The sequence below is a fragment of the Accumulibacter sp. genome (assembly GCF_023806635.1).
Taxonomy (GTDB): Bacteria; Pseudomonadota; Gammaproteobacteria; order Burkholderiales; family Rhodocyclaceae; genus Accumulibacter.
In genome coordinates this window covers 1-25,638 of sequence record NZ_JAMTDQ010000090.1, presented here as the reverse complement: position 1 = coordinate 25,638, position 25,638 = coordinate 1, and the positions used below count along the sequence as shown (strand labels likewise).

Annotated in this window: 27 protein-coding genes; 21 read left to right on the top strand and 6 right to left on the bottom strand. The window is 68.8% G+C overall.

Going from position 1 to position 25,638, the window contains the following annotated elements; translation table 11 throughout:
• Positions 1 to 40: 40 nt before the first annotated feature.
• Positions 41 to 841, bottom strand: coding sequence for a polysaccharide pyruvyl transferase family protein (locus NFW30_RS15755; protein WP_295354136.1), 801 nt, complete (start codon positions 839 to 841; stop codon positions 41 to 43).
• A 74-nt stretch (positions 842 to 915) separates the two neighbouring features.
• Entirely contained in the window at positions 916 to 1,773 is an 858-nt protein-coding gene (locus NFW30_RS15750) for a class I SAM-dependent methyltransferase (RefSeq protein WP_295354133.1), read from the bottom strand.
• Between the two features lie 447 nt (positions 1,774 to 2,220).
• Here NFW30_RS15750 and ahpC point away from each other — a divergent pair, with 447 nt between their 5' ends.
• Together ahpC and ahpF are read left to right on the top strand one after the other, a co-directional pair.
• Positions 2,221 to 2,784 (top strand): alkyl hydroperoxide reductase subunit C, encoded by a 564-nt coding sequence (gene ahpC / locus NFW30_RS15745; protein WP_295354131.1) that lies wholly within the window; start codon positions 2,221 to 2,223, stop codon positions 2,782 to 2,784.
• Between the two features lie 125 nt (positions 2,785 to 2,909).
• Positions 2,910 to 4,469 (top strand): alkyl hydroperoxide reductase subunit F, encoded by a 1,560-nt coding sequence (gene ahpF, locus NFW30_RS15740; RefSeq protein ID WP_295354128.1) that lies wholly within the window; start codon positions 2,910 to 2,912, stop codon positions 4,467 to 4,469.
• 84 nt (positions 4,470 to 4,553) lie between these two features.
• Here the strand turns inward: ahpF and NFW30_RS15735 are convergent, their stop codons facing one another.
• The 3 genes from NFW30_RS15735 to polA all read right to left on the bottom strand — a co-directional run bounded on the left by NFW30_RS15735 (position 4,554) and on the right by polA (position 8,377).
• Entirely contained in the window at positions 4,554 to 4,880 is a 327-nt protein-coding gene (locus NFW30_RS15735) for a hypothetical protein (protein WP_295354126.1), read from the bottom strand.
• A 132-nt stretch (positions 4,881 to 5,012) separates the two neighbouring features.
• Positions 5,013 to 5,606: a DUF2242 domain-containing protein gene (locus NFW30_RS15730; protein WP_295354123.1), complete on the bottom strand. Its 594-nt coding sequence runs from the start codon at positions 5,604 to 5,606 to the stop codon at positions 5,013 to 5,015.
• A gap of 26 nt (positions 5,607 to 5,632) precedes the next feature.
• Positions 5,633 to 8,377, bottom strand: a complete 2,745-nt coding sequence (gene polA, locus NFW30_RS15725) for a DNA polymerase I (RefSeq protein ID WP_295354120.1) — start codon at positions 8,375 to 8,377, stop codon at positions 5,633 to 5,635.
• A 238-nt stretch (positions 8,378 to 8,615) separates the two neighbouring features.
• Between polA and NFW30_RS15720 the strand changes: the two genes are divergently transcribed.
• The 19 genes from NFW30_RS15720 (at position 8,616) to NFW30_RS15630 (ending at position 24,883) form a co-directional block, all read left to right on the top strand.
• Positions 8,616 to 8,957 (top strand): DUF2782 domain-containing protein, encoded by a 342-nt coding sequence (locus NFW30_RS15720; RefSeq protein ID WP_295354118.1) that lies wholly within the window; start codon positions 8,616 to 8,618, stop codon positions 8,955 to 8,957.
• A gap of 52 nt (positions 8,958 to 9,009) precedes the next feature.
• Complete coding sequence (locus NFW30_RS15715) at positions 9,010 to 10,011, top strand: homoserine kinase (RefSeq protein WP_295354115.1); 1,002 nt, start codon at positions 9,010 to 9,012, stop codon at positions 10,009 to 10,011.
• Entirely contained in the window at positions 10,004 to 11,290 is a 1,287-nt protein-coding gene (locus tag NFW30_RS15710; protein ID WP_295354112.1) for a class I SAM-dependent methyltransferase, read from the top strand. Before NFW30_RS15715 ends, NFW30_RS15710 begins: the two co-directional genes overlap by 8 nt.
• 86 nt (positions 11,291 to 11,376) lie before the next feature.
• Positions 11,377 to 12,114, top strand: coding sequence for a BPSS1780 family membrane protein (locus tag NFW30_RS15705; RefSeq protein WP_295354110.1), 738 nt, complete (start codon positions 11,377 to 11,379; stop codon positions 12,112 to 12,114).
• 13 nt (positions 12,115 to 12,127) lie between these two features.
• Positions 12,128 to 12,907, top strand: a complete 780-nt coding sequence (locus tag NFW30_RS15700) for a BPSS1780 family membrane protein (protein ID WP_295354108.1) — start codon at positions 12,128 to 12,130, stop codon at positions 12,905 to 12,907.
• Positions 12,900 to 13,577, top strand: coding sequence for a nicotinate-nucleotide adenylyltransferase (gene nadD / locus NFW30_RS15695; RefSeq protein WP_295354105.1), 678 nt, complete (start codon positions 12,900 to 12,902; stop codon positions 13,575 to 13,577). The genes NFW30_RS15700 and nadD overlap by 8 nt, the downstream gene beginning before the upstream one ends.
• A gap of 7 nt (positions 13,578 to 13,584) precedes the next feature.
• Complete coding sequence (gene rsfS, locus NFW30_RS15690; RefSeq protein ID WP_295354102.1) at positions 13,585 to 13,968, top strand: ribosome silencing factor; 384 nt, start codon at positions 13,585 to 13,587, stop codon at positions 13,966 to 13,968.
• Positions 13,965 to 14,435, top strand: coding sequence for a 23S rRNA (pseudouridine(1915)-N(3))-methyltransferase RlmH (rlmH, locus tag NFW30_RS15685; RefSeq protein ID WP_295354099.1), 471 nt, complete (start codon positions 13,965 to 13,967; stop codon positions 14,433 to 14,435). Before rsfS ends, rlmH begins: the two co-directional genes overlap by 4 nt.
• Entirely contained in the window at positions 14,436 to 15,059 is a 624-nt protein-coding gene (locus tag NFW30_RS15680) for a Maf family protein (RefSeq protein ID WP_295354096.1), read from the top strand. It begins immediately after the preceding gene.
• A gap of 153 nt (positions 15,060 to 15,212) precedes the next feature.
• Positions 15,213 to 15,788 (top strand): Uma2 family endonuclease, encoded by a 576-nt coding sequence (locus NFW30_RS15675; protein ID WP_295354272.1) that lies wholly within the window; start codon positions 15,213 to 15,215, stop codon positions 15,786 to 15,788.
• A 209-nt stretch (positions 15,789 to 15,997) separates the two neighbouring features.
• Positions 15,998 to 16,600: a thermostable hemolysin gene (locus tag NFW30_RS15670; protein WP_295354093.1), complete on the top strand. Its 603-nt coding sequence runs from the start codon at positions 15,998 to 16,000 to the stop codon at positions 16,598 to 16,600.
• Positions 16,597 to 18,120 carry an AMP-binding protein gene (locus NFW30_RS15665; RefSeq protein ID WP_295354090.1) on the top strand — a complete coding sequence of 508 codons (1,524 nt, stop codon included), beginning with the start codon at positions 16,597 to 16,599 and terminating at the stop codon, positions 18,118 to 18,120. The genes NFW30_RS15670 and NFW30_RS15665 overlap by 4 nt, the downstream gene beginning before the upstream one ends.
• Positions 18,107 to 18,772: an iron-containing redox enzyme family protein gene (locus tag NFW30_RS15660; RefSeq protein ID WP_295354087.1), complete on the top strand. Its 666-nt coding sequence runs from the start codon at positions 18,107 to 18,109 to the stop codon at positions 18,770 to 18,772. The genes NFW30_RS15665 and NFW30_RS15660 overlap by 14 nt, the downstream gene beginning before the upstream one ends.
• Complete coding sequence (locus NFW30_RS15655) at positions 18,763 to 19,548, top strand: SDR family oxidoreductase (protein WP_295354084.1); 786 nt, start codon at positions 18,763 to 18,765, stop codon at positions 19,546 to 19,548. Before NFW30_RS15660 ends, NFW30_RS15655 begins: the two co-directional genes overlap by 10 nt.
• Before the next feature lie 23 nt (positions 19,549 to 19,571).
• The gene (locus tag NFW30_RS15650; protein WP_295354081.1) at positions 19,572 to 20,228 is read left to right on the top strand and encodes a tetratricopeptide repeat protein; all 657 of its coding nucleotides are present in this window, start codon (positions 19,572 to 19,574) and stop codon (positions 20,226 to 20,228) included.
• Positions 20,229 to 20,891 carry a response regulator gene (locus tag NFW30_RS15645; protein WP_295354079.1) on the top strand — a complete coding sequence of 221 codons (663 nt, stop codon included), beginning with the start codon at positions 20,229 to 20,231 and terminating at the stop codon, positions 20,889 to 20,891. It begins immediately after the preceding gene.
• A complete protein-coding gene (locus NFW30_RS15640; protein WP_295354076.1) occupies positions 20,891 to 22,282 on the top strand; it encodes an ATP-binding protein in 1,392 nt (463 codons plus the stop codon). The genes NFW30_RS15645 and NFW30_RS15640 overlap by 1 nt, the downstream gene beginning before the upstream one ends.
• A gap of 65 nt (positions 22,283 to 22,347) precedes the next feature.
• Positions 22,348 to 24,333 carry a UvrD-helicase domain-containing protein gene (locus tag NFW30_RS15635; protein ID WP_295354073.1) on the top strand — a complete coding sequence of 662 codons (1,986 nt, stop codon included), beginning with the start codon at positions 22,348 to 22,350 and terminating at the stop codon, positions 24,331 to 24,333.
• A gap of 157 nt (positions 24,334 to 24,490) precedes the next feature.
• Entirely contained in the window at positions 24,491 to 24,883 is a 393-nt protein-coding gene (locus tag NFW30_RS15630; protein ID WP_295354070.1) for a hypothetical protein, read from the top strand.
• 106 nt (positions 24,884 to 24,989) lie between these two features.
• On the opposite strand, the gene NFW30_RS15625 is transcribed toward NFW30_RS15630, so the two are convergent.
• A complete protein-coding gene (locus NFW30_RS15625; RefSeq protein ID WP_295354067.1) occupies positions 24,990 to 25,439 on the bottom strand; it encodes a c-type cytochrome in 450 nt (149 codons plus the stop codon).
• Positions 25,440 to 25,638 lie beyond the last annotated feature (199 nt).

Sequence of the window (25,638 nt, the reverse complement as noted above, 5' to 3'; positions counted from 1 at the left end):
TTGCCTCCCGGCCTGCTCGCGACGATTTCGTGACGACCGCTCAGACGACGTCCGGAAACGAGCGCAGCAGGTCGGCGCAACGGCTGTCGACGTCGGGTCGGCGATAGTCGCCGACGAGGCGCTCGGGGCTTTCGTTGCCGCGCAGCAGCCGCGCGTCGAGCGGGGTCGGCTCGGCGAGGCCGAAGGCCGAGTAGTAGTCGGCGAACTTCAGGCTCGAGCGGATGTTTTCGGAGATGATCATGCGGCGATTCGGGACCTCGAGCGCGTCGCTGATGATCAGTCCGTGCAGGCTCGATGACAGCACCTGTGCGCTGGAGAGCACCTCGTGCAGGATGTCGTCGATCGGCGCGAAGACGTTGATCAGCCGCGCGCCGGGGATGCGCAGCAGCGCGGCGACGGCGGCGCTGTCCTGGTCGACGAAGTGCGGGATGACGCCGAGCGCGTGCCGCTTCGGCGGCCGCGGCCGGCCGCTCCAGTAGTGGCCGACGAGGAGTCCCGGGTCGCCGAGCGCGGCACCCTGGCCGCCGCCGGCGATTGCCGCCAGCGTGTGGCGGCCGCGGACGGCGTGATAGTGGTGGCGGCCAGAGAATCGTTCGCTGGCGTCGCCGGCCCCGCTGCCCCAGATGTGCAGGCGGCGCGGCAGCAGGAGTCGGCGGGCCTGCCGTTCCCGTTTCAGGATCGTGCCGATGGCGAGCAGGTCGGCGCTGGCGACCGGGGCGTGCACCACGGGTCGTCCCGACACCATGCCGACGATCAACGGCGACAGGTAGTCGCCAAAATTCTGCCGCGTCGGGTCATCGCGGCCTTCGCCCTGCCACCAGTAGAGTCTGATCGGCTTCAAGAGTCCCTCTCCCGCCCTCTGGGTTGGTCACCGCTCGCCCGGCGGGCTGCGGCCGCTGCCCGCCCGCGGCCCGCTCAGGCGGTGGCGGCGGCGACCATGACGTTGATGTCGCCGTGCTCGGGCCAGGCGCGCTTCGATGCGAGGTAGGTCTGCCAGGCACGCAGGCTCCAGCGTGGCCGCGTCAGCGTGCGGCGCAGCGAGGGCGCCGAGTGGTCGACGTCGAGTACCCGGAAGGCCGAGAAGCCGGCACGCGTGACGACCGTCTCCAGGCTGTGCGGCGAGAAGTAGAAGTGGTGGTCGAGGAGATAGAGGCTCCAGCGCTCCCCTTCGAGGATCCGGCGCCAGTTCTCGTAATTGCCGGTTTCCAGCAGCAGCACGCCTTCCCGGCGCAGGCGGTCGTGCAGCAGCCGCAACACGCTGAGTGGGTCGCGCAGGTGCTCGACGACGTCCCACATGGTGATCACGTCGAACTCCTCGTCGGGCAGCGTCGCCTGCAGTTCAACGCCGTAGTACTCGCGCGCGCGGGCGATCGCCGCTTCGCTCTGTTCGACGCCGATGGCCTGCCAGCCGGCATCGAGGCTGGCGCGGACGAAGGCGCCGGAACCGGCGCCGAAGTCGAGCAGCCGGCCAGGCAGCGGGCGCACTTCCTGCACGTGCTCCAGTTTGGCGCGCGCGGCGCGGCGCTTGTTCTCCGAATCGGTCACGTAGCTGTCGCCGGAGGACCAGCGCCAGTTCATGTAGGCGCGCGAAGCTTCTTCGGATGGCCGCGGCGTCTGGTACGCGAGGCGGCAGGGAGCGCACTCGGCCACCGACGTCAGCATGCCGAAGCGGGCGGGGATGACGCGCGCCGGGTTCGATTGGCCGCAGAGCGGGCAGGCGATCGGCTCGAGCCGTGGAAAGCTGGCGCCATCGATGACGTCGACCATGCTCATCGCCAGGGCTCCGCCATGGTGTTCGCCGGCAGGCCTGCCGGGAGGGGTGGTGCAGGGAAAGGGGGATTCACCGGTCCGGATCCTGAAACAAGGTTGCCTGCGTCGAACGGCTGCGTGCCGCGCCACTGCCCGGACCGGGCCCGGTCAACCGCCAAGTGGCGCGCCGGAATGACCGGGCGATCACCTTGCCGAGCGGGGGGGTTCGTGCTCATCGGCAGAGCCCCGAGTATCGGCGAAATGGTCGTCGGCCGTCAATCCGCGTCCGTCCCGCAGGCGCGATCCCGCCGCCATTGCTCCTTGCGCCGGGATCCGCCGTCGCCCGCGGTCGCGCCGGATAGCGCCGGGCTATGGCAGAAATTACCAGAATCAATTGGAACCAATCCGCCGCCTGCACTACGATTCGTCCGTCGCTTCTTTTCATCCACCGAACTCGAAGGAGAACTCACGATGTCCTTGATCAACACCGAAATCAAGCCGTTCAAAGCCACCGCTTTTCACAATGGCAAGTTCGTCCCCGTTTCCGATGCCGACCTGAAGGGCAAGTGGTCCGTCGTCGTTTTCTACCCGGCCGACTTCACCTTCGTCTGCCCGACCGAACTCGGCGACCTGGCCGATGAGTACGATGCCTTCCAGAAGATCGGCGTCGAAGTCTATGCCGTGTCGACCGACACCCACTTCACGCACAAGGCGTGGGCCGATGCGTCGGAGACGATCAAGAAGATCCGCTATCCGATGATCGGCGACCCGACCGGCAACATCACGCGCAACTTCGACGTCATGATCGAGACCGAGGGCCTGGCGCTGCGCGGCACCTTCGTCGTCAATCCGGAGGGCGTCATCAAGGTCTGCGAAATCCACGACCTCGGCATCGGCCGCGACGCCAAGGAACTGCTGCGCAAGGTGCAAGCCGCGCAATACGTCGCCAGCCACCCGGGTGAGGTCTGCCCGGCCAAGTGGACTCCGGGTGAGGCCACCCTGGCACCGTCGCTGGATCTCGTCGGCAAGATCTGAGCGCCGCTGCACGCGCCGCTGCCGGGCGTGCAGTCCGGCAGCCGCCGCGGGTGCCAATGCACAGGGGCCGCGAAGCACAGCTTGGCGGCCCCTTTTCAATGCCACTCGTCAATGGAGAAACAGTCATGCTCGACGCCAACATCAGGAATCAACTGCGCGCCTACCTGGAGAAGATCCAGCAGCCGATCGAACTCGTCACGTCGCTCGACGACAGTGACCAGGCGCGCGAGATGCTCGCGCTGGTACAGGAAATCGCCGAGCTGTCGGCGAAGGTCAGCGTCCGCCAGGACGGCGATGCCGTGCGCCGGCCGTCGTTCGCCGTCGCCCGGGTCGGCGAGGCGGCGCGCATCAGCTTTGCCGGCATCCCGATGGGGCACGAGTTCACCTCGCTGATCCTCGCCCTGCTGCAGACCGGCGGCCATCCGCCGAAGGCCGAGGCGAGCGTGCTCGACGAGATCCGCGCGATCCCCGGCCGCTTCCACTTCGAGACCTTCATCTCGCTCTCCTGCCACAACTGTCCCGACGTCGTGCAGGCGCTCAACCTGATGGCGGTGATCAACCCGGGCATCAGCCACCAGATGATCGACGGCGCACTGTTCCAGTCGGAAGTCAGCGAGCGGCAGATCATGGGCGTGCCCACCGTCCTGCTCAACGGCGAGCACTTTGGCCAGGGGCGGATGACGCTCGAGGAGATCGTCGGCCGGATCGACGTCGGTGCCGTGCAGCGCGAGGCGGAGAAGGTCTCGGCGCGGGCACCCTTCGACGTCCTCATCGTCGGCGGCGGCCCGGCGGGCGCCGCGGCGGCGATCTACGCCGCGCGCAAGGGCGTGCGCACCGGCGTCGTCAGCGAGCGGTTCGGCGGCCAGGTGCTCGATACGCTGGCGATCGAGAACTTCATCTCGGTCAAGGAGACCGACGGCCCGAAGCTCGCTGCCGGCCTCGAGCAGCACGTGCGCGAGTACGAGGTCGACATCATGAACCTGCAGCGTGCCGAGGCACTGGTCGCCGCCGGCGACGACGGCCTCGCCGAGGTGCGCCTGGCCAGTGGCGCCAGCCTGCGCAGCCGGACGGTGATCATCGCCACCGGCGCCCGCTGGCGCGAGATGAACGTCCCCGGCGAGAAGCAGTACCGTGGCCATGGCGTCGCCTATTGCCCGCACTGTGACGGCCCGCTGTTCAAGGGCAAGCGGGTGGCCGTCATCGGTGGCGGCAACTCGGGTGTCGAGGCGGCGATCGACCTCGCCGGCGTCGTCGGCCATGTCACGCTGCTCGAGTTCGAAGCCAGCCTGCGCGCCGACGCGGTGCTGCAGAAGAAGCTGTTCAGCCTGCCGAACGTCAAGGTGATCACGCAGGCGCTGACCACCGAGGTCAGCGGCGACGGGCAGAAGGTGAATGGCCTCATCTACACCGATCGCGCCAGCGGCGAGTCGCTGCGCATCGACCTCGAGGGCGTCTTCGTGCAGATCGGCCTGCTGCCGAACAGTGACTGGCTGAAGGGCACGCTGGCGCTCTCGCGGCACGGCGAGATCGAGATCGACGCGCGCACGCAGACCTCGCTGCCCGGCGTCTTTGCCGCCGGCGACGTGACGACCGTGCCCTACAAGCAGATCGTCATCGCCATGGGCGAAGGTTCGAAAGCCGCACTGAGCGCCTTCGATCACCTGATCCGCAGCTCGGTCTCCTGATGCCCCGCTCGTGGCCGGCGCGCGTGCCGGCCACGAGCGGGGCGCCCCTGCACCTGGCGGCCGGCCGCCGGGCGGCGGGCGCGTTCAGCCGAGAACGATGACCTTCAGCTTGTCGTAGAAGCCGAGCCCGTCCCACCACTGCCGGCCCTTGTCGTGGAAGCTGCGCCCCGACGGCGTCAGGCGCAGTTGGTGGGCGCCGAACTCGGTCAGCCCGGCATCCCTGACGAAGGAATGCCGCATCAGGAACTGCGCGATCGCCGGCTGCACCTGCTGCCCGCCGAGGGTCCAGCGGGTGCCGTAGCCGTCTTCGTCTCCCGGCAGCATCATGAACGGTTCGCCCCGCCCCAGATGGTGGAGGACCATCAGCGTCTCGTAGCGGGCCGGGATCTCGCTTTTCTGGTAAGGGCTCATCACGCCACCGACTCGCGGCTCTCCGGGCAGGCAATACCGCGGCAGGGTGGCACGCATCCGCTCACGCGGCGGTTACGCCGGGCGCCCGCCCGAGCCAGGGGCCCGCTTGCCGGCGGGCGATGCCGGTGCCGCTCAGCGCCCACCTGCCTGCTGCGCCAGGTTGCGGTGCATCAGGGCGAAGAAGCGGTCGTAGAACGGTCCGGCGGGAATCGTCTCGCTGGCGACCTTGACCAGCGAATCCTCGTTCGCGCCGAGCGGGATCGACAACGAGCCGATGGCGGCAACGCCGACGCTGGCCGAGTTCGGGTTCTTCTTCAGCGTGTAGCGGTCCTCGATGGCGCTGACGTAGGCTGTCGCCAGCTCTTCGTGGCCGGCCTCGCTGGTGCACACGACGTTGAAGACGATCTGCACGTGCACGTCTGCCTGCGGCTGGAAGTTCTTGCTGGCGCTGACCGCATCCGGCTTGACGGCGGTCAGCAGGTAGCCCTGGCTGAGCAGCGCGCGCCGGGCGGCTTCGCAGGTCGCTTCGGCGCTGGCGTCGAAGAGGCGCGAGAAGGTCTCGTCGGCGGCGAAATCCTCGCTCTGGTAGACGGTGGCGTTGCGCGTCGCGCCGCCACAGGCGGCGAGTCCGCCGGCGAGCAGTGCCGCCAGAAGCAGGCTGCGCGCGCGCGCTGTCCGCGGGGCTGGCGGTTGCTGCGCGGGTGGTTGGCGGCACGTGGGGCGCATGTTGCGGACCGCCCTTGCGCGTGGTCTCAATGTGCCTCGTCCCAGTTGCCGCCGAAACCGATGTCGACGACCAGCGGCACGCGCAGGCTGGCGACCTCGCTCATCAGTCGCGGCAGCTCGCCGCGCACGCGCGGCAGTTCGTCGTCCGGCACTTCGAGGACGAGTTCGTCATGCACCTGCAGCAACAGCCGGGTGCGCAGCCGTTCGCCGTCGAGCCAGCGCTGGACGGCGATCATCGCCGACTTGATCAGGTCGGCGGCGGTGCCCTGCATCGGCGCGTTGATCGCCGCGCGTTCGGCACCCTGGCGGCGGCCGACGTTGCTCGAGCGGATCTCGGGCAGCCACAGGCGGCGACCGAAGACGGTCTCGACGTAGCCCTGGCGTTTCGCCGCCGCGCGCGTCTCTTCCATGTAGGCGGCGACGCCCGGGTAACGGGCAAAGTAGCGATCGATGTACGACTGCGCTGCGCCGCGTTCGAGGTCGAGCTGGCGTGCCAGGCCGAAGGCGCTCATGCCGTAGATCAGGCCGAAGTTGATCACCTTGGCGACACGCCGCTGGTCGGCACCGACTTCCGCCGCCGCGACGCCGAAGATCTCGCTCGCCGTCGCCCGGTGCACGTCCTCGCCGGCGGCGAAGGCGGCGAGCAGCCGCGCGTCCTGCGACAGGTGCGCCATGATGCGCAGCTCGACCTGCGAGTAGTCGGCCGAGAGCAGGTGGCTGCCGGGCGGGGCGACGAAAGCGGCACGGATGCGGCGGCCCTCGGCGGTGCGCACCGGGATGTTCTGCAGGTTTGGGTCGCTCGACGCGAGGCGGCCGGTGACCGCCACCGCCTGCGCGTAGCTGGTGTGCACGCGGCCGGTGGTGGCGTTGATCATCTTCGGCAGCTTGTCGGTGTAGGTGCCCTTGAGCTTGGCGAGCTGCCGCGTCTCGAGCAGGATCTTCGGCAGCGGGTAGTCGAGTGCGAGTTCGGAGAGCACCTCCTCGTCGGTCGATGGCGTTCCCGACGGGGTCTTCTTCTTCACCGGCAGCCCGAGGCGGTCGAACAGGATCTCGGCGAGCTGCTTCGGCGAATTGAGGTTGAACGGCTGCCCGGCGGCGGCATGCGCACGTTCCTCGAGTTCGAGCAGGCGCCTGCCGATCTCGTGGCTCTGCTGCGTCAGCAGCCCGGCATCGATCAGGATGCCGGTGCGCTCCATGCGGAAGAGGACGTCGCGCACCGGCATCTCGATCTCGTCGTAGATCCGCCGCAGGCCGCCGTCGCCGGCGATCTGCGGATGCAGCTGCCGGTGCAGGCGCAGGCAGAGGTCGGCATCCTCGGCGGCGTAGGCCGCCGCCTGGTCGATCGCCACCTGCTCGAAGCCGATCTGGTTCGCGCCCTTGCCGCACAGCGCTTCGTAGGGAATCGTCTGCAGCCCGAGGTGGCGGCTGGCGAGCTGCCCGAGGTCGTGCCCGCGGACGCCGTCGCGACCCGATTCGAGGACGTAGGACTGCAGCAGGGTGTCGTGCCGCACGCCGGCGAGGCGGATGCCGTGGTTGGCGAGGACGTGCTGGTCGTACTTGAGGTTCTGGCCGATCTTTGCCCGCGCGGGGTCCTCGAGCCACGGCTGCAGGCGTGCCAGCACGGCGTCCTGCGGCAGTTGCGACGGCGCGTCGGGGTAGCGGTGGGCGAGCGGCAGGTACGCCGCCTCGCCCGGCGCGACGGCCAGCGAGAGGCCGACGAGGCGGGCGGCGAAGGGGTCGAGGCTGGTGGTCTCGGTGTCGAGCGCGCAGAGTTCGCAGTCGCCGACCTTCTGCAGCCAGCGCTCGAAGGCCGGCCAGTCGAGGATCGTCTCGTAGGCGGCGCGGTGCGCGCCGTCGGCCGCCGCCGGCGTGGCGGCGGGCGGCGCCGCTGCCGGCGGCGCTGCAGCGGCGTCAGCCGTGCCCTGCACCTCGCGCAGCCACGAGCGCATCTCGTAGTGCCGGAAGATCTCGAGCAGTCGCTCGCGGTCGAGGGCACGCGGCTGCAGCTCGGCGAGCGCCAGCGGCAGCTCGAGGTCGCAGCGCACGGTCAGCAGGCGGCGTGCCAGCGGCAGGAAGTCGAGCGCGCGCCGCAGGTTGTCGCCGACGGCGCCGCCGATGTCGTTGGCGGCGGCGATCACCCCGTCGAGCGAGCCGTACTGCTGCAGCCAGCGGACCGCCGTCTTCGGCCCGACCTTGTCGACGCCCGGGACGTTGTCGACCGCGTCGCCGACGAGCGCCAGGTAGTCGACGATACGCCCGGCGGGGACGCCGAAGCGGCTGACGACGCCGGCCTCGTCGAGGGTTTCGTTGCTCATCGTGTTGACCAGCCGGACCAGCGGGCCGACCAGTTGCGCCAGATCCTTGTCGCCGGTCGACACCACCACCTGCATGCCCTGCGCCGCTGCCTGCGTCGCCAGAGTGCCGATGACGTCGTCCGCCTCGACCCCGTCGACGACCAGCAGCGGCCAGCCGAGCGCGGCGATGGCGGCGTACAGTGGCTCGATCTGGCGGACGAGGTCGTCGGGCATCGGCGGCCGGTTGGCCTTGTAGGGGGCGTACCAGTCGTCGCGGAAGGTGCGCCCCCTGGCGTCGAAGACGCAGGCCTTGTAGTCGACTCCCGACGCCTGATGGTCGCTTTCGAGTCGCCGCAGCATGTTGAGGACGCCGTGCATGGCGCCGGTCGGCTCGCTCTGCGTCGTGCGCAGGTCGGGCAGGGCGTGGAAGGCCCGGTAGAGATAGGAGGATCCGTCGACCAGCAGCAGGGTGGGCATGGGCGGGGTCAGGGCAATGGAGGTGAACGGGTCTGGCCGCTGGCGCGAGCGGCATGCCGCGCGTCGTGCCGTCGCCAGCGCAGGCGCGACGGATCCCCGGCATTATGGCAGAGTTCGGCGGTCGACCGCGCCGCCTGCGCGGGTTGCCGGCAGCCGCGGACAGCGCGTGATTCTGTACTACAATCGGTGCTGGCCGGCAGCATGTCGGCGAACCGATCAATCATCCGGAAGACCGCCGATGCGCCGCACCCATGCCTTTCTGGCCACTTTGGTCCTTGCCACGGCGCCAGTGCTTGCCCAGACTCCGCCCGATCTGCAGCCGTTGCCGGCAGTGCCGCCGCCACCGCCGGAGATGGCCCCGGTCGACGCTTCGATGGAGCCGGAAGTGACGATCGTCAGGCGTGACGGCGAGACGATCGAGGAACACCGGGTCGGTGGCAGGCTCTACATGATCCGGGTGACGCCGGCGCATGGCGTGCCCTACATCCTGGTCGACCACCAGGGCGACGGGAACTTTGCGCGGCATTCGATCGGCGGTCCGCCGATCAGCGTGCCGATGTGGACCATCGGCACCTTCTGAGCGGCGGGTCACCAGCCTTCCCGCCGCTGCCCGCCCGACATCGACCGCGCCCATGTCGGTGTTCACCGAACTCAGCGCCAGTGTGGTGTCTGCCTGGCTCGAGAACCATTCTCTGGGAACGCTGCGGGACCTCACCGGGATTGCCGAGGGCGTCCAGAACTCGAACTTCTACCTTGGCACCACGAGCGGCGATTACGTCCTGACGCTCTTCGAGCAGGTGCCGCATGCCCAGCTTCCGTTCTACACGCAGTTGCTGGTTCATCTGGCGGCGCGCGGGATTCCCTGCCCGGCGCCGGTCGCCGATCGGCGCGGTAGCCATCTCGGCGAGCTTGCGGGCAGGCCGGCACTGATCGTCAGTCGTCTCGCCGGTGCTTCCGAGGCATCGCCGAACCCGCAGCAGTGCGCGGCGGCTGGTGCGGCGCTGGCGGAACTGCACCTGGCGGCGCAATCGTGCCCGCTGCGCCAGCCGCACCCGCGCGGCGCGGAGTGGTGTGCCGCCGTCGCCGCGCAGCTCGCACCGCGGCTGCGTCCCGGCACGGCCGCCCTGTTGGCCGACGAACTGCGGCAGCAACGGGCCTTGCGGCCCGGCGGCCTGCCGCGAGGCATCATCCATGCCGATCTCTTCCGCGACAACGTCCTCTTCGTCGGTGATCGCGTCAGCGGTCTGCTCGACTTCTATTTCGCCGGTGTCGACGACCTGCTTTTCGACCTGGCGGTGGTGGCCAACGATTGGTGCACCGCTGCCGGCACCGGGATCGATGTCGATCGCTGCCGGCTGCTGCTGTCCGCCTATCATCGCCGGCGGCCGCTGACTGCCGGCGAACGGGCGGCGTGGCCGATTCTCCTGCGTGCCGCGGCCCTTCGTTTCTGGCTCTCGCGCCTGCAGGACCAGTTGCTGCCCAGACCCGGTGAGGTGGTGACGCAGCGCGATCCATCGGTTTACGAGGAGATTCTGCTGGCGCACCGGGCCGACGACGGCCGCCGGCACGGCCTTGCGCGGGCTGCCGATGGACTTCCGGCAGACGAAGTTCCGGGGCTGGCATGGCATGAGTGACGGTGTCCTGCCGCAGGTCAGGGAGCAGTACGAAGCGCTGCCCTATCCCCCGCGCGATCCCGACGAGGAAAGCCGGCGGCTGCTGCCGACCTGGCTCGACTCGCTGCCGATGATCAACCACTACTGCTTCGCCGGCCAGCAGGATTTCCGCCGCGGCTGGCGCGTTCTCGTTGCCGGCGGCGGTACCGGCGACGCGACGATCTATCTCGCGGAACAGTTGCGCGCTACCGACGCCGAGATCGTGCACCTCGACCTGAGCGCGGCGAGCATCGCCATCGCGCGCCGACGGGCCGAAATCCGCGGACTCGGGAACATCCGCTGGTTGCAGGCGTCGCTGCTCGAGCTGCCCCGGCTTGGGCTGGGCGAGTTCGACTACATCAACTGTTCGGGGGTCCTGCACCACCTGCCGGACCCCGATGCCGGCCTGCGCGCGCTGCTCGCCGTCCTGGCGGCCGGTGGCGCGATCGGCGTGCTGGTCTACGCGACCTACGGTCGTACCGGCGTCTACCAGATGCAGGAACTGCTGCGCCGGATCAACGTCGGCTGCGACAGCATCGACCAGCGCCTCGACCATGCCCGCCAGGTGCTGGCGGCGTTGCCGCAGACGAACTGGTTTGCCCGCGGCGAGGCCCTGATATCCGACCATCGACGCGGTGACGCCGGCATCTACGATCTGCTGCTGCATGCGCAGGATCGTGCGTACACCGTCGAGGAACTGTACGCGTGGCTGCACGATGCGCACGGTCTGCACATCGAGTTCTCCGATGTCGGCCGCGGGCGTGCACCGTACCTGCCGCCGCTGGTGCTGGCGCCGCGACGGCCGCCGTTCCTCGAAGCCGTCGCGCTCCTGCCCTTGCGCCAGCAACAGGCGATCGCCGAATTGCTCGGCGGTACGCTGGTGACGCACTCCTTCTATCTTTGCCGCGGCGCTCGCGTCGCTCCCTACGGCGACCCGCAGTACATCCCGTTCTTCTGCCACGAACCGGTGAGCGGGCCCGAGTTGTCGGCCATCATCCACCGCAGCACCGAGGTGCCCTTCATCATGCGGCACAGCCATACCGGCATCAGCCTGCCACTCGACGTCGGCCGCTTCGGCAAGTTCATCCTCAAGTACATCGACGGCCGGCGCAGCTTTGCCGAGGTCTTCGCGCTGGTGCGCGGCGAGGAGAAGTTCCGTCGCTCGCCGCCCGACGATGCCACGCTGTTCGCGGACTTCGCACCGCTCTACGGCTTTCTCAACGCCATCGAGCGCATGCTGCTGACGCGTTGCCCCACCTGATGGCGGCGCGGACCAGCGGTGCGGCTTGCCTCGTTCGTTGCGGGACGCTAGCATCTCCTACCCTTTGTCATCAGGCCGCGATCCCCATGGAGCAATTTCCGATCCCCGCGCCGCAGTTCGACGGCGCCAGCCGCCGGCTCGATGCGGGCAGCGTGTTCGACTGGTTTCGCCAGGGCTGGGCGATCTTCGCCGCCAACCCGGCCGTCTGGATCGCCATGATGGTCATCATGATCGTCATCTACGTCGGGCTGGCGATCGTCCCGGTCATCGGCTACCTCGCCGCCTACCTGCTGACGCCCTTGCTGGCGGCGGGAATGCTGCTCGCCTGTCGCAAGGCGGTGATCGGCGAGGCAATCGAGATCGGCGACCTGTTTGCCGGTTTCAGGCGTGATACGGGTGCGCTGATGACGCTTGGCGTCTTCTACATGCTGGCGATGCTGTTGCTCGTCGTGCTGGTATTCCTTTCCCTCGGCGGCGGCATCGCCGGTGGCCTGGTGCTGGCAAACCCGCTCGGTGTCGGCATCGCCCTCGGCGGCATCGCCGTTGCCGGCCTCATCTGGTTGCTGCTGTCGCTGCTGGTCGTCATGGCCGTCTGGTTCGCGCCGGCGCTGGTCGTGTTCAACGGCATGCCGCCGACGGCGGCGCTCAAGGCCAGCTTCCAGGCCTGCACGAAGAACCTTCCCTGCCTGCTCGTCTATGGATTGCTGACGATGATCCTGTGCTTCTTCGCCGCCCTGCCGCTCGGCCTCGGATTCCTGGTCCTCGGACCGGTGCTCGCCGGCTCCGTGTATGCTTCGTATCGCGATACCTTCATGACCGCCTGAACCGCCCGAAAACATGCAAGCACTGACTCTTTCCGCAGCGCAGGGATGGCGCTGGCTCAGCGATGGTTTCCGCATCTTTCGCAAGGGGCACGTGATGTTGACCTTCCTCGTCGTCAGCTACTGGCTGCTGATGGCGATGGTCAACCTGTTGCCGGTGATCGGCACGGTGCTCACCACGCTGTGCATCCCGGCCTTCTCGGTCAGCCTGATGAACGTCTGCCGCAACATCGACCGTTCGCTGCCGGTGACACCGCAGATGCTGTTCTCGGGCTTTCGCAGCAATCAGCGTTCGCTGCTGGCTCTCGGCGCCGTGTACCTGGCGGCGACGGTCGGCATCCTGGCGATCTCGGCAGTGGCCGATGGCGGCGCACTGATGGCGATGATGCTGCTCGGCACGAAACCGGCGGACGACGTGCTGGCGAGTGGCGACATCCTTCTTGCGGCACAGCTCGCCCTGCTGCTCCTCTGCCCGCTGGTCATGGCCTACTGGTATGCGCCGGTTCTCGTCGGCTGGCATTCGCTGCCGCCGGCGAAGGCACTGTTCTTCAGTTTCGTCGCCTGTGCCCGCAACTGGCGCGCCTTCCTCGTCTACTCGCTGGCGCTGGCCCTCGTCGCGGTGGTGCTGCCGGCGCTGTTGCTCGGCGTCGTCGGGACGCTGCTGCAGCTCGGCGCATCGCTGGTGGCCACCGGGATGACCGTCCTCGTCCTCCTTGTCGTCGCGCCGGCGGTCTTTGCCAGCTTCTACGTCAGTTATCGCGATGTCTTCGTCAGCACCGGCGACAGCGATGCCTGACGAGGGCAGCGGCGATGGCCCGCTGGGGATTTTCGGTGGCACCTTCGATCCGGTTCACTACGGGCACCTGCGCCTTGCCGAGGAGGCCGTCGGCGCCCTCGCGCTGAGCGCGATCCGCTGGCTTCCGGCGGGTCAGCCGAGGCTGCGTGACGCGCCGCGGGTGACCGCCAGTCAACGCCTGGCGATGGTCCGTCTGGCGACTGCCGACAACCCGCTTTTCGAGGTCGACGAGAGCGAGGTGACGGTCGCGCAGCCGAGTCGCACCGTGCCGACGCTGGAACGACTGCGTTCGCCCGAACACTGCGGGGGGCGCCGGCCGCTCGTCCTCCTCCTCGGCGCCGACGCCTTTGCCGGCCTGCCGGGCTGGCACCGCTGGCAGTCGCTGCTTGCCCTGGCGCACCTCGCGGTCGCCCATCGCCCGGGTTATCCGCTTGATCCGGCGCAGTTGCCGCCGGCGCTGGCGGCGCACTGCCGCGACCGCTTCTGCAGCAGTCCGGCCGAACTTGCGGCTTCGCCGGCCGGGCTGGTCGCCACCTTTGCGATGACACAACTGGCGATCTCGGCGACGCGTGTCCGCCAGCTGCTCGCCAATGGCGAGAGCGTCCGCTATTTGCTGCCCGATCCGGTTATCGCTTATATTCGGCGCCATCGCCTTTATCCCCACTGCTGAGCCGCCCATGGAACTTGCCGATCTCGAAAAGCTGGTCGTCGCTGCGCTCGACGACATCAAGGGCCGAGATATCGAGGTCATCGACACCAGCCGCCTGACGGCGCTCTTCGACCGGATGATCATCGCCTGTGGCGATTCGAACCGCCAGGTCCGGTCGCTGGCACGCAACGTGCAGGAAAAGGTGGGCGAGGCCGGTGGCAGCATCCTCTCCTGCGAGGGCGAGGAGGCGGGCGAGTGGATCCTCGTCGATCTCGGCGACATCATCGTCCATGTCATGCAGCCGGCGGTGCGCAGCTATTACAACCTGGAGGAACTGTGGGGCGGCAAGGGGCCGCTGCGCGTTCGCCAGGCAGGTCGCCAGCTTTCGGAGGCCAGCCTCGGCGAGGCATGAGGCTGGCCATCGTCGCCGTCGGGAACAGACCGCCCGCCTGGGTCGGCGCTGGCTGCGCCGAGTACCTCAAGCGGATGCCGCGCGAGCTGCCGCTGTCGGTGATCGAGGTCAAGGCCGAGGTGCGTGGCACGAAGAGCCGCGAACAGCTTCTTGCCGCCGAGCGGACGCGACTGCTGGCGGCGCTGCAGGGTTTCCGCCGGCTGGTGGTACTCGACGAGCGCGGGTCCGACCTGAGCACGCTCGAACTGGCGCAGCGCCTTGCCGGCTGGATGCAGGCTGGCGGCGACACCGCCTTCGTCATCGGCAGTGCCGACGGCGTCGACGCGGCGTTGAAGCAGCAGGCCGACGAGATCATTCGCCTCTCGCGCCTGACCCTGCCGCATGCGCTGGCGCGGCTGCTGCTGTGCGAGCAGCTCTACCGCGCCTGCAGCGTGATCCGCAACCATCCCTACCATCGCGAGGACTGAGTGGCCGGCGGCCCACTGCAGCAACGCGTCCATCTCGCCTCGCGCAGCCCGCGCCGGCGCGAGCTGCTGGCGCAGATCGGCGTCGCCTTCGACACCATCAGCTTCCGCGGTGCGCCGCGCGAAGATGCGGCGGTCGATGAAACGCCGCTGCCCGGGGAGGATGCGCGGCACTACGTCGAGCGCCTGGCGCGCAGCAAGGCGGAGCACGGCTGCGAGCTGGTCCGCCGGCGACGGCTGTTGCCGCAGGCGGTTCTCGCCGCCGACACGACTCTGGAACTGGCCGGTGAGCTGATCGGCAAGCCGGTCGATGCCGACGATGCCTGCCGCATCCTGCGCTGCCTTTCGGGCCGCAGTCATCGAGTGCTGACCGCCGTCGCGGTTGCCTTCCAGGGCCGCATCGAACTCGCGCTGTCCGACAGCGTGGTGCGCTTCCGTCACCTCGATGATGGCGAAATCTGCCGCTACGTCGCCAGCGGCGAGCCGCTGGACAAGGCCGGCGCCTACGGCATCCAGGGCCGCGCCGGGATGTTCGTCGAGCATCTCGCCGGCAGCTACTCCGGGGTCATGGGTCTGCCGCTGTGCGAGACGGCGCTGTTGCTCAGGCGCTGCGGCGTCCTGCCCTAGGCGCCGGTCAAGGGGCACCTATCCCGGATTGACGCCCCTTGATGAAGGCTCGGATACTCCATACACTCTCGCTGGTGCCGTCGGATTTCCTACCCTTTGGCGCACCAATGCAGCGGAACGATGCAATCACATCGGAGATGCACCGTGGGCAGCATGATCGAATTGATGGCGCAAGCCCGCCACCGCCTCAGCGTGAACGACTTCCACAGGATGGGCGAAGCGGGCATCCTGTCGTCGGAAAGCAGGGTCGAGCTGATCGAAGGGGAGATCGTTGATATGGCGCCCATCGGCAGCAAGCACGCCTTTGTCGTCAACCGTCTCGCGCAGTTCTTCGCCGCCGCCGCCGGTGATCAGTATCTGGTCAGTGTGCAAAACCCGCTGCGTCTCGACGAGCATTCGGAACCGCAACCCGACATCGTCTTGCTGCGACCGGACGATTACATGGAGCGGCTACCCGGCGCAACCGATGCGCTGTTGGTTGTCGAGGTTGCGCACTCGTCGGTGCAGTTCGATCGCGGAGTGAAGCTGCCACTCTATGCTCGGCATGGCATTCCGGAAGTCTGGCTGCTCGACCTGATGGGCGGCGAATTGCTGATCTGCCGCGAGCCGGTAGAGGAGCAGTATCGGGTCGTGCATCAACCGCGCGATCGAGATGAAGTGGCGCCGCTGCTGATGCCAGAGGTGAAGTGGCGATTGGGCGACGGAAAAACGTGGTCTGTCCCCTATTGATCAGGGAGCCACGCCGCAGAGCGGTCGCGCAGCAGACTTGTTCACAACTGGTGAGCCGTTCGCCGTAGCTGCCGGCATCGCCGGCGTCCGTCGCTGGCACCCGCCCCCCCGCCCCCCCCTTCCGGTCAGGCGCCCCGCGGCGTTTCCGTTTAAGAGCTTGTTAAGGAAGCGCCCTCAAGCTGCGCGCACTTGCTCAGAGGGTTCCTGCCATGCAGCCAGCACGCCGCCACTTCTTCGACAACCGGAACGACCCGGTCACCGTGACGCACGCCGATCCAGCCTCGCCCCGTCGCGAGGAAGCCGAGTCGTTCATTCGCCAGGTCTTCGCGCGCCACCATGCCGCCGACGTCACTTCCTTCGCTCCCAACCTGGTGCTCTTCGAGCGCCACCAGCAGATCGTTGCCGCCTGCGGCTGGCGGCCGGCAGCCAGCGAGAAGCTGTTTCTCGAATGTTATCTCGAGCAGCCCATCGAGCACGCGATGACCGGCCTGGCGCAACAACCGGTTCGCCGGGACGAGATCGTCGAGGTCGGCAATCTGGCAGCGGAGAAGCCGGGCGGAACGATACAGGTCGTGATGGCGCTGACCGCCCACCTCGATCGGCTGGGCTACAAGTGGCTCACCTTCACCGCCACGCGCGAGCTGATCGCCATCCTCAACCGACTGGGGCTGCCGGCGCTGGCACTGGCGCCGGCTGATCCGCAGCGGTTGGGCGAGGCTGCGGCAGCCTGGGGCAGCTATTACAGCCAGCAGCCGGTCGTCGTCGCCGGGCGTATCCGCACGGCCCTGGCGCGCGTCGCCCGACGCGCATGAGCGGCGCGCAGCAGACCGCGCAGGACCTCGGCGAGCGCCTGTTCGATTCGCTGTCCGCGCGTCCGCGCCATGCTGTCGTCCTGCGTGGCGACAGCGAGACGTGGCGGGCCGCCGAGCTGCAGTCGGCGATCGACTCGCTGGCCTGCGGCCTCGCCGGCGTGCGGGTGCTCGCCGTGCTCGCGGACAACGGGCCGGCCTGGGTGATCGCCGACCTTGCCGCCTTGCGGGCCGGCGTCGTCCATCTGCCGTTGCCGGGCTTCTTCAGCCCGGCGCAATTGGCGCACGCCCTGACGCAGGCCGGCGCCGACACGGTGCTGACCGATCAGCCGGCGCGGATCGCCAGTCTGGACCTCGGATTCACCGTGGCCGGCAAGGCGAACGGGCTGCTGTGGATGGCGCGCGCGACCCCTGCGGCGCTGCTGCCGTCGGCAACCGCCCGGATCTCGTTCACTTCCGGCAGTACCGGTGCTCCTCGCGGCGTCTGCCTGAGCGCCGCCGGCCTGCTCGATACCGCCGCTGCCGTTGCCGGCTGCTTCGCCGACCTGGCGATCGAACGGCATCTGGCCGTCCTGCCGCTGCCGCTGCTGCTCGAGAACAGCGCCGGCATCCACGCGTCGCTGCTGCTCGGCGCCGAGATTCGCGTCGCCGGGCTGCAGACGCTTGGCTGGCGCGGCATGGCGGGTTTCGACCCGGTCGCTCTGGAGCGGACCGTCGTCGCCAGTGCTGCCAACAGCCTGATCCTCGTTCCCGAACTGCTCAAGATGTGGAGCGCGCATCGGGCGGCGGGCGGACCCGTGGCAGCGAACGATCTGCGCTACGTTGCCGTCGGCGGCGCGCGCGTCGCCCCGGACCTGCTCGCGCGGGCGCGTGCCGTCGGTCTGCCGGCCTTTCAGGGGTACGGACTGACCGAGTGCGGTTCGGTCGTCAGCCTCAACCGTCCCGGCGACGATGCCGATGGCGTCGGGCGCCCGCTGCCGCATGTTCGCGTGCGGATCGCCGACGGCGAGGTGCTGGTGGGCGGGCGGGCCTTTCTCGGCTACGTCGGCGACGAGCTGCCGCAGCCGGCCACGGCGACGCAGCTGCCGGAGTTCGCCACCGGCGACCTCGGCCGGATCGACGGCAATGGCCATCTGCACCTCGACGGGCGTCGCAAGAACCTGCTGATCACCTCCTTCGGTCGCAACGTGGCGCCCGAATGGGTCGAGTCGCTGCTGCTCGCCGAGCCCGCAATCGCGCAGGCGCTCGTCTGCGGCGACGGCATGCCCGGCCTGTGTGCGCTGCTGGTCGCCGCGCCGGGCGCCGATCACGCCGCCCTCAGCGCGGCGGTGGCGCGCGTCAACGCCGGATTGCCGGATTACGCGCGCATTGCCGACTGGCTGCCGGCGGCTCCCTTCAGCGTCGACAACGGGCTCGCCACCGGCAACGGACGGCCGCGGCGCAACGCCATCCTCCAACATCACGCTGCCATGCTGGCGGCGCTCTTCCATCCGGAAAGGGAAGCAAACGATGTCCTTTCATGAACGACTGATCGCCGCCACGGTCACCGAGCGCGCGCGCCTGCTGGCCGTGCCGGTGATCGCCGACTGCCTGCAGGGACGGGTCAGCCTGGGTACCTACCTCGCCTTTCTCGGCCAGGCCTATCACCACGTGCGGCAGACCACGCCGCTGCTGATGACACTCGGCGGTCGGCTGCCGGAGCGGCTGTCGTGGCTGCGACGGCCGGTCGCCGCCTACATCGACGAGGAGATCGGCCACGAGGAGTGGATTCTCGACGACATTGCCGCGGCCGGTGGCGATGCCGACGCGGTGCGTGCCAGCCAGCCGGATTTGCCGGCCGAGCTGATGGTCGCCTATGCCTACGACCTGCTCCATCGCGGCAACCCGGCGGCCTTCTTCGGCATGGTCTTCGTCCTCGAAGGCACCAGCGTCGCGCTCGCGCTGCAGGCGGCTGACCGCATCCAGCAGACGCTCGGTCTGCCCGACAGCGCGTTCTCCTACCTGCGTTCGCACGGGACGCTGGATCAGGAGCACACGATGCATCTTGCCCGCCTGCTCGAGCGGATGACGCCCGACGACCAGGCCGACGTCGTGCATAGCGCGCGGGTCTTCTACAAGCTTTACGGCGATGTCTTTCGTGCCCTGCCTTGCGTCGAGGAAGCGGCATGCAGCTGAACCATGCCCGCATCCTCCTCACCGGCGCCAGCGGCGGTCTCGGTCAGGAGCTGGCCCGCCAGCTGGCCGCCGCCGGTGCCGTGTTGCTGCTCGCCGGACGTGACCATGCCCGCCTGCGCTCACTGAGCGCCTCGCTCGGCAACGGCTCGGCGTGCGTCACCGGCGACCTTGGCCGTCCCGCCGGCGTGGCGGCGCTGGCTGCGGCAGCGCGTGACTTCGAGCTCAACGTGCTGATCAACAATGCCGGCGTCGGCGCCTTCGGCCTTCTCGAGACGCAGGAGTGGAGCACCGTCGAGGAGGTGTTGGCGACCAACCTCGAAGGCCCGATCCACCTCACGCATGCCTTGCTGCCGTGGCTCAAGGCACAGCCGCAGGCGGCGATCGTCAACATCGGGTCGACCTTCGGCAGCCTGCCGTTTCCCGGTTTCGCCGCCTACTCGGCGGCCAAGGCGGGCCTGCGCGGCTTCTCGCAGGCGCTGCGCCGCGAGCTGGCGGATTCGCTCGTCGCCGTCATCCATGTCGCGCCGCGGGCGATCGATACGCCACTCAACAGCGCTGCGGTCAACGCACTGAACCGGGCGCTGAAAAACCACAGCGATCCGGCTGCCGAGGTGGCGCGACAGATCGTCGCCGCCCTCCGCCGTGGCGACGGCGAGCACCATTTCGGCTTTCCGGAACGGTTGTTCGCCTGGCTCAACGGCGTCGCCCCATCGTTGATCGACCGCGGCCTGGCCGGCAAGCTGCCGATCGTCAAGCAACACAGTCCATCACCCTGAATCGTATCGAAAGGAACGTCCCCATGAAAATCGCGCTTGTCCTGGGCAGGTTGATCACCCTGCTTTCCCTTCTCGCCGGCAGCTCGCTGGCCGTCGCCAGCACGGCCGACGATCTCATCCGGCCGATCCAGGAACAGTGGGCGGAGATCAAGTACCGCCAGCCCGAGAAGCAGCAGGCCGAGGGCTATCATGCGCTGGCCGAGCAGGCTCGCCGGGTCGTCGAAGCCAACCCGAAGATGCCCGAGGCGCTGATCTGGGAAGGTATCGTCCTGTCCAGTGAAGCGGGTGCCAAGGGTGGCCTCGGCGCCCTGTCCCTGGCCAAGGAAGCCCGGCAGCGACTCGACGAGGCGCTCAAGCTCAACGACAGGGCGCTGAACGGATCGGCCTACACCAGCCTGGCGACGCTCTACGCCAAGGTGCCGGGCTGGCCGGTCGGCTTTGGCGACAAGGAACGCGCCGAGGAGTACTTCCGCAAGGCGCTGGCGATCAACCCCGATGGTATTGACCCGAACTTCTTTTACGGCGAATATCTCGCCGATCGTGGCCGCTCGCCGGAAGCGCTGCCTTACCTCGAGAAGGCATTGAAGGCGCCCCCCCGTCCCGGGCGCGAACTCGCCGACAGTGGCAGGCGGCAGGAGATTCAGGCCTTGCTGGCAAAGCTGAAGAAGGAAACCAGGTAATTGCGCGTCCTGCTCGTCGAAGATGATGCCCTGCTCGGCGACGGCGTCCGCGCCGGCCTGAAGCTGGGCGGGTACACGGTTGACTGGGTGCGCGATGGTGAGGCAGCGCGGCTGGCGCTGCTCGACCATGCCTACCAGGCCTGCGTGCTCGACCTCGGGCTGCCGAAGCGTGGCGGCCTGGCAGTGTTGAGGGAATTGCGCGAGCGCGGCAACCAGCTTCCCGTCCTGATCCTGACCGCGCGCGACAGCAGCGCCGACAAGATTGCCGGGCTCGATGCCGGTGCCGACGACTACCTGACGAAGCCCTTCGATCTGCCGGAACTGCAGGCGCGCCTGCGTGCGCTGCTGCGCCGCGCCGGCGGTACGGCGACGCCGACGCTCGAGCATGCGGGTGTCGTGCTCGACCCGGCGAGCAAGCGGGTGACCCGCAACGGCGAGGCCGTCAGCCTGTCGGCGCGCGAATACACGCTCCTGCTCGATCTGCTGCGGCACAGGAACCACATCCGCACCCGCGCCCAGCTCGAGGAAAGCCTCTATTCCTGGGGTGAGGAAACCGGCAGCAATACGGTCGAAGTGTATGTCCATCACTTGCGCAAGAAGCTGGGTGCGGACTTCATCCGCACGGTGCGCGGGCTCGGTTACCAGCTCGGCGATCCCGCCTGATGCCCGGTTCGCTGCAGAGTTTTCGCCTGCAGTCGCTGCGCTGGCGGCTGCTGCGTACCGTCTGCCTCGCTTCGCTGTGCGGACTGGCGTTGACCGCGACGATGAGCTACTGGCAGGCGCAGCATGAGGCAGAGGAGCTGATGGACGGCCACCTGGCGCAGTCCGCCCGGCTCCTGCTGGCGCTGGTGCGCGACAACGAGGCGCATCTCGGCGACCTGGCAACGCGACTGGCGACGGTGCGCAGCAGCGAGGAGAACCTCTACGAGCCGCCGCTCGAGTTCCAGGTCGGCGATGCCGGAGGAGCCTTGCTCTTGCGCTCCGAACACGCGCCGCCCGTCGATCTCTCGGCTCCTGCCGGCTACACGGACATCGAACACGCGGGCCAGCCCTGGCGGATCCTCAGTCTCGTCGCCAGGTCGGATGACTACCGGGTGCAGGTCGGCCAGTCGATCGCGCTGCGCGACCGGGCGGCGCTGGAGGTGGCGGTGCAGTCGGTGCTGCCGATCGCGCTGATGTCGCCGTTGCTGCTGCTGCTGCTCTACTACTCGGTGCGGCGCGGACTGAAGCCGCTCGACGACCTGACGGCCGACGTCGCCGCTCGTTCTCCGGACAACCTGATGCCGCTGGCCGGACGTCACGTGCCGACCGAAGCGCAGCCGCTGGTGGTCGCGCTCAACCGCCTGTTGTTCAGGTTGCGCGGCACCCTCGAGAACGAACGCCGCTTCACCGCCGATGCCGCGCACGAGCTGCGAACGCCGCTGGCGGTGGTCCGCATCCAGGCGCAGGTGGCTCAACTCACTGCCGACAGCGCCGATCGGCAGCACGCGCTCGACCAGGTCCTGGCCGGTACCGACCGGGCGACGCGGGTGGTCGAGCAGTTGTTGCGCCTGGCCCGCCTCGACCCGCTGGCGCGGTTGCCGACGTCGAGCGAGATCAACCTGGCCGAACTCGCGCAAGGGGTGCTCGCCGATACGCAGGTGCCGGCGAGCCGGCCGGGACCACGCCTGCAGACACGCGGGACGCCGCTGTCGGTCAGCGGCGACGGCGAACTGCTCGAGATCGCGCTGCGCACGCTGCTCGACAACGCCCTGCGCCATACCCCAGACGAAGCGCGGATCACGGTTTTCGTCCGCCGTGAGGCGGCGGGACTGGCTCTCGCCGTCGCCGACGACGGGCCGGGGGTCGCCGCGGACGAACTGCCGCGCCTTGCCGATCGTTTCCATCGCGGCAGCGAGGCCGGCGGCGATGGCAGTGGCCTCGGCCTGGCCATCGCGCAGCGGATCGCCGAACTGCACGGCGCGCGTCTGGAGGTCGAGAACCTCGCCGCTGGCGGCTTCGAGGCCCGCCTGCGCTGGCCACGGCCGGCTGCCGGCGTGCTGCAGCGGGGGTGAGCCGGCGGTCGTCGGCGGCGGGCGCGTGCTAGAATCGCGCCCCTGATCCAGCCGGCCCGGCCGCAATGTCCGCTCTCAACCCGCAGCAGCGCGAAGCGATTCGCTACCTCGATGGTCCGCTGCTGGTCCTCGCCGGCGCCGGTTCGGGCAAGACGCGGGTGATCACCGAGAAGATCGTCTACCTGATCGAGTCCTGTGGTCTGCAGCCGCGCAACATCGCCGCGATCACCTTCACCAACAAGGCCGCGCGCGAGATGCAGCAGCGTGTCGGCAAGCTGCTTGCCGGTCGTTCGGCTGCCGGCCTGGTCATCTCCACCTTCCACGCCCTGGGTGTGCGCATGCTGCGCGAGGAAGCGCTGGCCATCGGTTACAAGCCGGCTTTCTCGATCCTTGATTCGGCCGACTGCCTCGCCATCCTCGCCGAGCTGTCCGGCAGCGCGGACAAGGCCCTGGCGCGGCGGTTGCAGTGGCAGATTTCGAGCTGGAAGAGCGCGCTGGTGCTCCCCGGGGAGGCGGCACGGATTGCCGGCAACGATGGCGAAGCGCGCGCTGCCCGGGTCTACGCGAGTTACGCCGAGACCCTGCGCGCCTATCAGGCGGTCGACTTCGATGACCTGATCGCCTTGCCGGTGCGCCTGCTGGAGACGCAGCCTGCGCTGCGCGAGAAGTGGCAGAACCGACTGCGCTACCTGCTGGTCGACGAGTACCAGGATACGAATGCCGGTCAGTACGCGTTGCTCCGCCTGCTGGCCGGGCAGCGAGCGGCCTTCACCGCAGTCGGCGACGATGACCAGTCCATCTATGGCTGGCGCGGCGCCGACCTCGCCAACCTGCGCGGCTTGCCACGCGACTACCCGAACCTCAAGCTGATCAAGCTGGAGCAGAACTACCGTTCGACGGCGCGCATCCTGCAGGCGGCCAACGCGCTGATCGCCAACAACGAGAAGCTGTTCGACAAGAGCCTGTGGTCGGAGCTCGGGCCGGGTGATCCGATCACCGTCAGCGCCTGCCCGGACCAGGAGCGCGAGGCCGAGTCGGTCGTCATGAAGCTGCAGGCGCACCGCTTCGAGCACCGCGGCCGGTTCAGCGACTACGCCATCCTCTACCGCGGCAATTTTCAGGCGCGCGTGGTTGAAGAGTTCCTGCGCAACCAGCGCGTTCCCTACCGGTTGTCAGGCGGCCAGTCGTTCTTCGACAGGAGCGAGATTCGCGACATTGCCGCCTATCTGCGCCTGCTGGCCAATTCCGACGACGACCCGGCGTTCATTCGCGCGGTCGGCGCGCCACGGCGTGGTGTCGGCAGCAGCACGCTGCAGGCACTCGGCGAGTATGCGGGCGAACGCCATCTGCCGCTGTTCACGGCCGTCTTCGAGGAGGGTTTCGCGCAACGGGTGCAGTCCCGCCAGCTCTCGCCATTGCTCGAGTTCGCCGCTTTCGTCCGCCGCCTGCGGCAGCGCGCCGAGCACGCGCCGGCGGCCTCGGTGCTCGACGAACTGCTTGCCGGGATCGCCTACGAGGACTGGCTGCGCACGCAGGACGACGCGCGCACGGCGCGCAGCCGGCTGGAGAACGTGCGCGAGCTGTGCGACTGGCTGGGCCGGAAGGCTGTGGAGGAGGGCAAGACCCTGCTCGCGCTGGCGCAGGGAATCGCCCTGATGAGCATGATCGAGAAGGACGAGGTCGACGCCGACGCCGTCCAGCTGTCGACGCTCCACGCCGCCAAGGGCCTCGAGTTCAAGCATGTCTTCCTGATCGGTGTCGAGGAAGGCGTGCTGCCGCATCGCGAAGCGCAGGCCGAGAACCGGCTCGAGGAAGAGCGTCGCCTGATGTATGTCGGGATCACCCGTGCGCAGCGATCGCTGCATCTCAGCTACGCCGAGAGACGCCAGCAGGGCCGGCAGGTGATGCCCAGCGAGGCCTCACGCTTCATCGGCGAGATGGGCCGTGCCGACCTGCGCTTCGTCGGGCGTGGCAGCGACGGCGTGCCCGACCGGGCGGGTGGCGCGCAGCGCCTGGCGGCGCTGCGGGCGATGCTTGGCGGAGCCCGGTAAGCCGGCTCGGGCAGGAGGTCAAAGCACGTCACAGCGCGTTACGCAACCGCTGACATCGAAGCCGTGGGCCACCGCGTTGATCGGTGCAAGGCCGCAGGACAATCCGACAGTTCCCTGGAGTGGCCGAGCAAACCCCAATCAACTCAAGGAGATCATCATGCTGAAGAACGTCATCGCCATCGCCGTCGCCGCTGCTTTCGCCACCGCCGCCTTTGCCCAGGGCACCGCTACGAGTCCCGCGAAACCGGCCGACACGGCCAAGCCGGCCGCCCAGGCTGCCGCCGTGCCGGCTGCCACCGGTGCCACCAGCGCGGCGAAACCGGTCGAATCCGCCAAGCCGGTTGGCCAGGTCGCCGCGGCGCCCGCCCCTGTCACCACCACCCCGGCCACCGGCAGCGCAACGACCGCGACGCCGGCGAAAGGCGAAACGGTAGCGGTCGAGAAGACCCCGCACGCGAAACCGCAGGCGAAGAAGGCGCAAGCTGCTCCCGCCGTGACGACGCCCGCACCGGCCGCCACCACCGGTTCCGCCCCGGCAGCAGGCAAGTAATCACCAGCAGGGCGCAGCAGGCGCCGTTGTCCGGCAGCGGCGCCGACTGCGAGCAGAAAGGAAAAGGAGGCCAGCGGCCTCCTTTTCCATCCTGCCCCGAGGAAGTCTATTTTGCGAGACCGACGAGATGTTCCACCGCTGCCTTGATCTCGGCGTCGCTGAGATCCGCGCCGCCTCCCTTCGGCGGCATGGCGCCCTTGCCGTTGGTGACGCTCTTCACCAGGGCGGCGGTACCCGTCGCGATGCGCGGCGCCCACGCCGCCTTGTCGCCCGCCTTCGGCGCTCCAGCCGCGCCGCTGGCGTGGCAGGCCATGCACACCGACTGATAGACCGCTGCTCCGTCGCGTGGCTTGCCATCGGACTTGGCGGCAGCAGCCTTCGCCAGTTCCACCTTCGCGACCGGCTGGATGCGCGCGTCGGCGTCATCCGCAGCGCGGGGTGCGGCCGCCCCCCCCTTGCCCATCAGCGACAACGGCCAGATGACGACGATGAGGAGGAGCGCGACGACGATGGTGATCACGAGGATCAAGCGCGAGGAGGATTGCTGCTGAGCCATACCAAGTCCTTAGTGGTCTGCTGGTCAAAGACCGTATTCTACCGCCGTTTGGCGCCAGCCAGAAGTGGCGGAAAGTGCTCGCGGGCTGGACTGGCCGCGACAAACCGGTTAAGCTTCGGGCCCTGCACGCGCCCGTAGCTCAGCTGGATAGAGTACTGCCCTCCGAAGGCAGGGGTCGGACGTTCGAATCGTCTCGGGC